The sequence below is a fragment of the Roseibium sp. RKSG952 genome (assembly GCF_009711355.1).
This window is the reverse complement of sequence record NZ_SMMF01000932.1, coordinates 66,998-76,970: the sequence shown is the minus strand read 5'-3', so window position 1 is coordinate 76,970 and position 9,973 is coordinate 66,998. Positions and strand designations below refer to the sequence as shown.

The window sequence follows — 9,973 nt, the reverse complement described above, 5'->3', positions numbered from 1 at the left end:
GGAACAACCTGATTGGAAACCACACCTAGCGCCCGGAGACTTTCTCTATTGGGCCTTGTCAAACTTCGAAACAGTGGAAAGCGTGAAACAGGCAATCGAAAACAAGGAAGTCTCGATTGTTGGTGTGATTTTGCCGGAGTTGGAGATCATCCCGCCCTTCCATTACACACTACATGACCGGACAGGCCAATCCATTGTAGTAGAGCCGGTCGATGGTGTCCTCAAAGTGTACGACAACCCAGTCGGAATTCTGACCAATTCCCCTGATTTACCGTGGCAATTGATCAATTTGACCAACTATGTGAACCTTTCACCGGTCAATGCCGGGGACGGCAGAATTCTGAAGCAGGTTATTCCCACGTTCAGCCAAGGGTCAGGATGGGTGGGGCTGCCTGGTGACCCAACGCCCTCTTCACGTTTTTTGCGCGTTGCCAGTATGGTCGCCACCGCCAATACCGGAGCCTCTGCAGAAGATGCACTTAGTATGGCACAGCACATTCTGAACAACTTCGATATACCCAAAGGATGGATCAGGCCAGGTGCCGCAGATCCGGACCCTGAATCTGATGACGAAATATCCTCAGAAAATGTAAGAGAAACGGAGCAACCAGTGCCATCCGGGCCAGCACCTGACGAGGACTACACGCAATGGTCTGTCATGGCCGATCTGCAGAACAAAACCTATTATATCCGTTCCAAGGATGCGATGGCCTTTTCTCTGGCAGGCTTTAACGAGACAGACTGGACGAATGCCAAACCTGCAAAGGATGCTTCCGGTGTTCTGGTGCTTGAGTTGACAGCCTCTCCTGACTTTGTCCCATTAAATGAGCAGCAGTCGGCTTTAATGGATAAATGACGCAGTTTTTTTGATCGCGACTTTTTCGCTTGATTGCGAGTAGAACTGGTCGGGCGTCAAATTGCCCGGCCAGTTCAGATGCACTAATTGGAGAGCTGATTTTAGCTGTCTAGCGCATCCAGTTCTGCAAGGATCGCATCACCCATTTCGGACGTGCTCACCACCTTGTCGCCTTCTGCGGCGATGTCCTTGGTCCTCAGGCCCTTTTCAAGGGCGTTGGCGATTGCCTTGTCCAGCTTGTCGGCCGCATCGACCAACTCGAAGGAATAGCGCAATGCCATGCCGAAGCTTGCAATCATTGCGATCGGGTTGGCAGCGCCTGTCCCGGCGATATCTGGAGCAGATCCGTGGACCGGCTCGTAAAGGGCCTTGCGCTTGCCTGTCGCGGCGTCCGGTGCGCCGAGCGAAGCCGATGGCAACATGCCGAGAGAGCCGGTCAGCATGGCGGCAACGTCCGACAGCATGTCGCCGAACAGGTTGTCGGTCACGATGACATCGAACTGTTTCGGCCAGCGCACCAGCTGCATGCCGCCAGCATCTGCCAGCATGTGTTCCAGTTCGACATCCTTGTAGCCATTGCCATGGGTCTGTGTGACCACCTCGTTCCACAGAACGCCGGACTTCATGACGTTGCGCTTTTCCATCGAGGTCACCTTGTTCTTGCGGGTGCGCGCAAGATCAAAGGCCACGCCGGCAATCCGCTCGATCTCGTAGGTATCATAGACCTGAGTGTCGATCCCGCGCTTCTGGCCGTTGCCGAGGTCGATGATTTCCTTCGGCTCGCCGAAATAGACGCCACCGGTCAGTTCCCGGACGATCAGGATGTCGAGACCTTCGATGACGTCCTTTTTCAGCGAGGATGCATCGGCGAGTGCCGGATAGCAGATTGCCGGGCGCAGGTTCGCGAACAGCTTCATGTCCTTGCGCAGACGCAAGAGACCGGCTTCCGGACGCACTTCATAAGGAACGCCATCCCATTTCGGACCGCCGACCGCACCAAAAATCACCGCGTCCGCGGTCATTGCCTTGGCCATGTCTTCTTCGGAGATCGATTGACCATGGGCATCATAGGCGGCACCGCCAACAAGGCCTTCATCGGTTTCGAAGTCGGTTCCGCCATTCTGGTTGAACCAGGAGATGACCTTTTTGACTTCGACCATGATTTCAGGGCCGATGCCGTCACCGGGCAAAAGAAGGAGTTTTTGAGAAGACATGGGCGATTGGTCCCGCAGATTAGGAAAATGTCAAATTGGGGTAGCGTGCCGCGTGCGTTCTTTCAAGGTCGGTGCTGTTGCGAAGAGTTCAAGGCAGGTGCAGGGAAACTCAACTAACAGGCCCCCTCCGCAAACCCGGTGTCCCTTGGCTCCCCTTGATCTTTGAAACGTCAGTCACCTGACGTGCTCGGGGGGGCATTTCTGGCTTCAAGGGTTGTGATGATACCGCGTTCGCCGCCCCTGTGGCCTGCAGCCGCAAGGGCTTCAAAGATCTGCAGGGAAGCCTCGTATCGGCCCATCTGCAGATAGGCATAACCCCGAAGTTCCATCAGGTCGAAAGGTTCGGGCGCGTATTGGCGGCGCTCGTCGAGAAGAAGCAGGGTTTCACTGTAGCGTCCGGCCTCGAAGGCAGCGCTTGCCCGCTTTGACAAGAGGTCCAGTTGAAGTTCACGCGCCTGTTCCGGCGGCAGGCTCGCCTGCGTCGCGGAAATCGCGGCCTGATTGAGCAGGCCGATCCTCAAGTAGGCAAGGGTCTGGCCATAGGCCGCTTCGCTTCTAACCCGTCCGCTGCCGCTCGTCAGGGCAACACCAAAGCTGTCGGCTGCCTCCAGTGCCCGGTTCTTGTTCAAAAGGCACCATCCCCGGGAGAGGGCTGTCCCTGGCGACAGCCTGGCGGGATTGATGGAAGTGGCGCATCCGGCCGCACGCCCTCCGCCGCCGGAGGGGGTGCCACCTGCAACCTTTTGCGTCCGCGCCCCTGACGTCACCGCCAGATCGGCAATCCTCTCGGACCGGTTCGACCAGCTTGCGACAAGCGCCGCCAAGGCCTCCTTTTCAGACATCTTGTTTAGGGAAAGAGCCAACCCGAACGCTGCAGCTTCATAGTCAGGCTGCCAGGACAAGGCCAGCTCGAACCATTGGGAGGCCGTTTGCGTTTGCGCGATCTCGTAAGCATACCAGGCAATTTCCTGGGCGACTCGCGCATCTTGCGCCCCTGAAACCGCTTCGGAGATTGCCGCAAAGGGTTGCGCGCCGATCTCGACCAAAGGCCGCGCTGCCAGAAGAGCGGAGGCCGCGGCAAGATAGTTGTTGCGGGCATCTTCTGATGCTTGCCACTCCGTGCGAAGCAACTCTTCCGCCTCGTTCGGTCGGTCGAGGCCGATCAAGGCCAATCCGAGCCCCTGTGTTGCTTCTTCACGCGCACCGTCCGCCGAGGCCTGCTTAAACCATGTCTGCGCTGTGCCGAAGTTCTCTTGTCCGAGGTAATACCAACCGAGAAGCATTGCATCATCGGCGGAGTTGCGGTCCCGGGCCGCGGTCTCGAGCAACTTCAAATCGGCGTCATCAGCGGGGCTGTCAGAGGCCAGGCTTTGGGATACATTGAGACGCGCAAGATCCCCGCGGATTGTAGCCAGTTCTTCTTCTGATCCCGCTTGCGCCTGTTCCGTTGCGACCAGCTGGTCGACCATATCCCGAGGGAGATCTTCTAGCGCCTTTTGCAGCGTCGCGATCCGCTCGGAAGGAACACTGCAGTTTTCCAGTATGTACGAATAGGCATCCTTTGCGCGTTCGAGCCGGTCTCTTTCGGCAAACGCTTTCGCGACCCGCCAAATGATATCGACATTTGCGCAGGTCAACAGCCCGGGATTTTCCGCTGCGACCCTAATCACCGTGTCGTACTGCTGAAGCCCGGACGCGTTGACCAACCGGACACGGGCCTCGGCAGCAGTCAAGTTTGCAAGGAGGTCAGCGGGCGGAGACCAGTCGGGATCGGACTTTACCCGTTCTTCTATCAGTTTGCGAACCTGGGCATACTTCTCCTCACCAAAGAGCTGCCACATCAGATCCAGCTGCGGATCCCCTTCGGTTTGAAGGTCTGACAAGCTGGCCGGTGGTTGCCAGCCGGGATAAAGGGCCTGGAGCCTTTCGATTTCGATCCGATACCGTGCCGCATCTCCGGTTTGTGCGAAATATCTCAAACCGGCGAGGTCTTCCGGGCGCGGACTGGTTCCGCTTTCTGCATCGCCGGACGATTGTGTCACGCGTGTTCCGCCGGGCTGAACAACGCGATCGGCAGCAGGCTTTACGGGCTGGATCTCCGGCCGGTCTTGGCTGAATGTGATGCGCGGTGAAACAGCATCGTCCGCAAACAGAACCGTGTGCGCAAAATAGACTGCACTTGTAAGCAATACGAGCTGAACCAAGTGCTTCATCTGCACCTCGGATGATGTTCGTTGATATAGGACAAGACAAGCAGATGCAGCGTTGACGGATAGTAAAGTGTGGGTTCAAAGGTCCTCAATTTTTCCGAGGACGCACCTCCTGCTAGCACACACTGAAGCGCCGTCCCGATTGCTGCATATCCTGGATCGGTAAGCCGCTTTTTGATCGCACCTGTCTCAACGTCAATGATGGCAAGGCCGTTTTCCGCCGGGGCCATGGCTGACAGAAAAGGCAGTAACAAGGGTGGAGACAGATAACCGGCGCGCATGAGGTAGAGCGGCACGCGGATTGCGTTGTAGCCGAATTCTGCCGGGAACCCGTCTGCCGGTGCTGCGGAAGCCCGAACGCTGATCCAATCGCTCGGCAAAGCATCCGGGCCAAATCGCGCGTCCTGGACAAGTTGCAAACCAGCTACGCTGAGTTCCTCCCATTCTTGAGTGCTGAGGAGATCTGCCAGAACAGGCATCGCTTCAAAAACCCAATAGGACAGGTTGACCACCGGCCCATCGGGCCTGTCTTTTGCCGAGAAGCCTTCAGCAGCAGGGCTCAAAAGCCAGGCATCGTCGTGCTTGAACAATAGTTTTTCGCTGATCGCCCGGGCGATGCGCTCTGCCGAAGCTTTCAGCTCCGGACGGTTCCAGGCCCGGTTGGCAAGTGCCAGGCTGTAGGCAATCAGGATATCTCCGTCGGAAGCGTTGTTTGGATCGGTGATGTGCGGCTTTGAGTTCGGATCCCACTTCCAGACAAAAAGGCCATCATCCCTCAGCCAAAGATTGGTTTTTGTAAAAGTCCAGATCTGATCGAATGTTGCTTCGTCATTGGCCAAATAGGCCAGCAACAGACCGTATCCCTGACTTTCGCTGTGGCTGATATTCCCGTTGCCGTCGTCCACGACCCGTCCGTCGGACGTCACAAACCGGGAAGTGTATGCCGTCCAGTCTGCTTGAGAAACAGTGCCCTGACGCGGCAGTTTTGCTTCCGCGTATGCAAGGGCGGTCGACTGCAGCAACACTTCTAGTGTTGCCAGAAAAAAGGACAGTCGCGTAGGGGAAAAGAGCGGCATCATGATCGCCTCCCGGACACCCTGAGAAGCCCGGCGGCCGCCGTGCCGAACAATATTACAACTACAAACAATATTGCGCAAAATTTTAAGGCATTCACTGACAGCCAATTCGTTGCGACCATGCGAATGTTTGCAATACTCCAGTGCCCGCTGAAGAACAGATCTGGTTGTTCGGTTTGAATGCTGTCAGCCTGGCCAAGCGACGGCCGGATTGCGCTGATGTTCCCGCCCAGCTCGCTTTTGTAGGTTAAATACTCGCTCACACTGGCGTCGATTCGCTGGCTGTTTGGGGCTGTTACCACGGTCCAGGCGCCGGGAAGGTGCTCCGTGCTGTTTTGAGCGATAAGCAAATCGGTCGCTGCTGGCGGGACGTATCCGCCTTGTATCGCGGGGCGCAGCGAAAAGTCTTTGTCTGAAAGATCGAGGTTTTCCTGTATATCGCGCATCCATCGCATGAGACGGCCGCTCCAACCGCCTTCCGCAAGCTTGCTCCGCCAGTTCTCGAGGGTTTCCTCGTTGTCCAGAACAAGCGGACGTGTGTCCGTTTGGGTCAGGGGGTTTTTTGCCCATTCGCTGTCTGCGGCGCTCGACAGCCCGACATAGGAAAGAGCTTCGCGGGGCAGCGCCGATATGTTTCCTATGAACAAGGCACTGTCATCGAGCGTGATCGGAACTGAACCGGTGCTGGTGAAACCGATGGGGCGTCCCGCAGCGACTGACAGACTGGACAAGAGTGTCGCGGCTGCCGAAAGGGTGGATTCTTGAAAATCTGCCAGGAACAAGCGGGTGGTGTCGTCTTGCTTCGAATAGGGAAATCCAAAACCAGAAAAGGATTCAAGGTTCGGAAGCTGTCCCAAACGGGCAAGTTCGGGAAAAACAATCCGGGTCGTATCAAACAGAACGAACCGTTGGTCTGCGTTGCCGGTTGTCCCGGGAGCGCACAACGCATCCTCTGCGGTGTCAAACCGGCCCTCGATCGTGATGCGGTTCAGTCCCGGTCTTGCATTGCGAAGCGGGACCGAAATTGCTGCCCCGTTCATGATTGACCCGCCAACCTGATTGATTGGCAGGTTTGAAGCAATATTTCCGTTGACGTAAACCGAGATGCTGCTGCCCGGCAAGACACTTGAGGAGTAGGCGGCGTCCATCAAGATCTGGAAATAGCCATAGGCTTTGGCATAAAAATCTTCAGGCAAGCCGAATTCGAACTCGGTTCGGAACAGGCGTCCGGAGAATTCCCGTGTCTCCAAACCAAGATCGGCCAGTGACACACTTCGTGCGCGGTTTATCATTGGAGGCTGTGGCCAAAACCGGTTTTGTGTCCTCAAGACATCCAGATCGGCATCGGGTTCCGTCTGCGAAGCAACGGTCGCAACCCGCCGCGCGGCTTCTTGCACATCTATCAGGTTCCGGCCGGACACCAGCAGGACATGCCCGCGGTTTGGCGGCATTTCAATGAAACCCGCAAAACTCTTGTCTCCCATTTGGGGACCGAGGCCCGGGAAGACGGAGAGGTGGTCATTGGTGCCGAAAAACACGGTCAGTCTCGCCGGGTTTTCCGGCACGGATGTGAAGACAGAGATGGATTGGCGCGGCATGTTTGCAATGAGTGCAATGTTTTGAGCAAGCCGCAAGAGTTCGTCGCGCAGGCTGGTTTCAACGATCTGCGGCGCGATTATGTGTATGGGTGTCACTCCATCTGCGTCATTTCCAATTGCCGACAGGCCGGAGATACTGGATAGCCGGTTGGCGGGCCCGTTTCCAAAGGACAAGTAGGTGCCGGCTGTTACAATGTTGGTCCATAACTCGAAAGTCGATTCGACATGGCAATCGGTGCGGTGCCTCTGAGAGGCAAAGACTGCAAACTCGTTTCGGCCGGCCCTTAAAACGCCGCCGGGGATATCAACCCGCCATTGCTCCGGTTTGTCCGGTGATGCGATCCTCTCTTTCAGGATCGGTTCGCCATTGATCAACACCGACAACTCGGAGAACTCGGGGGCAACAAACACGGAGTTCTGATAGGTGATGTTGAGGGCTGCTGCGGCCTCGGCCTGAGCCGCCGTCAAGACAACCGACCATGCACGGCGGTCGATCTCTCCCCGCAGCTGTAGCTGGCCGTCTGGGACAACAAACCGGCGCGTGGTTACGGGCGCGTCAGCTGCCGGATTGTCTGCCGGGACACTGCCCGCATCGCTATCTAAGGGGCCTCGGGACGGAAATGCCGGTACATCCGCCGCTCCCGGGGTTGGTTCGATGCCGGGCAGGGGGGCGTCAAGATCCTGTAGCTGGAGGCGTTCGGGCCCCATATTGAAAGGAACAGGCTCCGCCGTCGCATCACGCGGGAAAAACGCACATGCAGACAGCACAAGGACCAGCAGGATACCGTGAAGAGGGCGGCTCAAGAGCTTCCCTCCGATTGTTTTCCGATGCCAATCCGATCTTTTGATTTGCCGATATGCGCGCCAAAATATATCAGCCCTCGGCCTGTTTGATAGAGTGACATGCGCAAGAAACGCAGGATCCCAACCACAACGCCTGGACCGGTACGCCTTTCGATCTGAATATCGAACCACTGTGCCGAATTCGCGAAAACGATGTCCGCCACGACCCTGTAGTGCTCGGTTCTTTCGGTCACGAACTGACAGCCGATGGTTGCGCCCTCGGGTGTATTTTCGAGGTTCGTGATGTTCAATGGAACCATGTTTTCCGGAAGGTCGGCATTGGGGGTAATCCGTAAATCAACCTGGTCACCGACCGACATTGTCCGGGCGTTTTTGCCGACAACATCAACGCGAATTCCCTGTGTCGACACGTTTTTGATTGCCGCCTTGTGCCACTCGCCCGCGACAAGGACTTCACAGCGGCGGCGGATCTTGATTCTCCGGTTCGCCTGCCGCTCCCCCCTTTCGGAGACGACCCCAAGAGCACATCCCGCAAAAATCAGGTTCAGAAAATTCCAGATCCCGACCACAATCGTAATGTCGGCTTTGTAGGGTTCGGTATGTACGCGGTAGAAGGTGACCGCAACGCCTGCAAGTAACACGGCAAAAATGATGAAAAACGGCATGCTCAGGCTGGAAATCCGCCGTTCGGTCACGGCGCTTTCCTTGGATGTCACCTTGAAGGTCGGCTTGCGGGGATTGAAGAAGACGGAGATGACCGCTGGCAGAAGGTGCACGGATTGAATGTATTCATACAATTCGGAAATGAGCGGCCAACGGTATGATCCATAAAGATAATTCTGCATTATCAAATTCATGATAATGTAAACAGAAGTATAAATGAAAAACTCCTGACCGGAAGCCACGAATATCTGAAGGTCAAAAAACAGGTAAAATAGCGGTGCCAGGAGAAATATCATGCGTGCAAACGGAAACAGCCAGAACAGGCTGGATGACAGATAGCAAAGCCGTTGTGGCAGGCTTAGGCCCCATTTGAATGCAGGGAAGTGAAAGATCAAAATCTGCATCATTCCCTGGGCCCATCTGCTTCTTTGGCCGATAAAGCTGGAAAAGGTTGCAGGTTGCAAGCCGGCGATAAGTGGTCTGTCGATGTAGACGCTGCTCCAGCCACGCGCATGAAGCGATATGGCGGTCTCGCAGTCTTCGGTGATTGTCACGCCGCTGAAACCATTGGTCTCTTCAAGCGCGGCCCTCCGCAGCACCGCTGCCGATCCGCAAAAAAACGATCCGTTCCACTTGTCCAGGCCCCTCTGGACGAGGCCGTAAAACATCTCGTTTTCCGAAGGCATTTTGCCGAAGGTTCGGAGGTTTTTTTCAAGCGGGTCCGGATTCAGAAAGAAATGAGGCGTCTGGGCGAGAAACAGCTTTGGGTCATCATTGAAAAATCCGACCGTCTCCTGAAGGAAATCGCGTGTCGGGGCATGGTCGGCATCGAACACAACAACCAGTTCCGCTGACGAATGCGCAAGACCATTGTTCAGATTGCCGGCTTTGGCGTGTTCATTTTTGTCCCGAGTCAGGTAGTTTACGCCCAGACTTGCACATAGTTTCTTCAGCGCCTCGTGGCGGAGCTCGGCTGCTTGTGCCTCCCGGAGATTGGTTGAAGTCCGCTTCTGGGTGGTCCCGCCGTCATCCAAAAGCCAGACCTTCATCCTGTTGGCCGGATACTCCATTCCAAGTGCCGCGGACAAGGTGCCCGCCAAAAGGTCTTCATCCTCATTGTAAGTGGGGATGAAGACGTCCACCGACGGATGGTTTTCAGTGTCCTGCAGCCGGCGTGGCGGGCGGGGCTTCAGTGGCATCGAAACAATAAAGATGCTGAGGGCAAGCATCATGATGCTGTAAAGCTCCGCCAGATACAGCATGATACCGGGAATGAAGTTCTGAAGCTCGGAGACAGGCGGAATGGTACTTGTGGTGCGCCAATACAGATATCGCACCACGATGGCCGCGCCGAACATGATCACCACGAGGCGGAAACTTCCATCTGGCCGAATCAATTTCAGGACACCGATGGACAGTATAATCATCAAGTCGATGAAAAACTGCGCTTCCGTGTTGACGGGAAGAGTCAGCAAGAAAAAGAAAACAAAAGCTAAAACAATGGTGTAAAGCGCGCGAAAAAACTTCATAATCCTTGCTCACGATGCAGTCG

Annotated in this window: 6 protein-coding genes; 1 reads left to right on the top strand and 5 read right to left on the bottom strand. The window is 55.9% G+C overall.

Translation table 11 applies throughout. The annotated features are described in order from the left end of the window. Positions 1-856 (top strand): linear amide C-N hydrolase (locus E1297_RS25245; RefSeq protein ID WP_155143257.1); only part of this gene is annotated, 856 nt, incomplete at its 5' end. A gap of 101 nt (positions 857-957) precedes the next feature. Here E1297_RS25245 and leuB read toward each other — a convergent pair. The 5 genes from leuB to bcsA all read right to left on the bottom strand — a co-directional run bounded on the left by leuB (position 958) and on the right by bcsA (position 9,950). Further along, positions 958-2,070, bottom strand: coding sequence for a 3-isopropylmalate dehydrogenase (leuB, locus tag E1297_RS25240; protein ID WP_155143256.1), 1,113 nt, complete (start codon positions 2,068-2,070; stop codon positions 958-960). A gap of 170 nt (positions 2,071-2,240) precedes the next feature. Continuing rightward, positions 2,241-4,283: a cellulose synthase gene (locus tag E1297_RS25235; protein ID WP_155143255.1), complete on the bottom strand. Its 2,043-nt coding sequence runs from the start codon at positions 4,281-4,283 to the stop codon at positions 2,241-2,243. Beyond that, on the bottom strand, positions 4,280-5,359 hold the full coding sequence (locus tag E1297_RS25230) for a glycosyl hydrolase family 8 (RefSeq protein WP_244327879.1): 1,080 nt from the start codon (positions 5,357-5,359) through the stop codon (positions 4,280-4,282). Before E1297_RS25230 ends, E1297_RS25235 begins: the two co-directional genes overlap by 4 nt. Next, positions 5,356-7,758 (bottom strand): cellulose biosynthesis cyclic di-GMP-binding regulatory protein BcsB, encoded by a 2,403-nt coding sequence (locus E1297_RS25225; RefSeq protein ID WP_155143254.1) that lies wholly within the window; start codon positions 7,756-7,758, stop codon positions 5,356-5,358. The genes E1297_RS25230 and E1297_RS25225 overlap by 4 nt, the downstream gene beginning before the upstream one ends. Continuing rightward, on the bottom strand, positions 7,755-9,950 hold the full coding sequence (gene bcsA, locus E1297_RS25220) for a UDP-forming cellulose synthase catalytic subunit (RefSeq protein WP_155143253.1): 2,196 nt from the start codon (positions 9,948-9,950) through the stop codon (positions 7,755-7,757). Before bcsA ends, E1297_RS25225 begins: the two co-directional genes overlap by 4 nt. Positions 9,951-9,973: the final 23 nt, after the last annotated feature.

Bases quoted from the DNA above. Each gene is read 5' to 3' on its own strand.
- leuB (WP_155143256.1), bottom strand. From the start codon at position 2,070: ATGTCTTCTCAAAAACTCCTTCTTTTGCCCGGTGACGGCATCGGCCCT.
- E1297_RS25235 (WP_155143255.1), bottom strand. From the start codon at position 4,283: ATGAAGCACTTGGTTCAGCTCGTATTGCTTACAAGTGCAGTCTATTTT.
- E1297_RS25230 (WP_244327879.1), bottom strand. From the start codon at position 5,359: ATGATGCCGCTCTTTTCCCCTACGCGACTGTCCTTTTTTCTGGCAACA.
- bcsA (WP_155143253.1), bottom strand. From the start codon at position 9,950: ATGAAGTTTTTTCGCGCGCTTTACACCATTGTTTTAGCTTTTGTTTTC.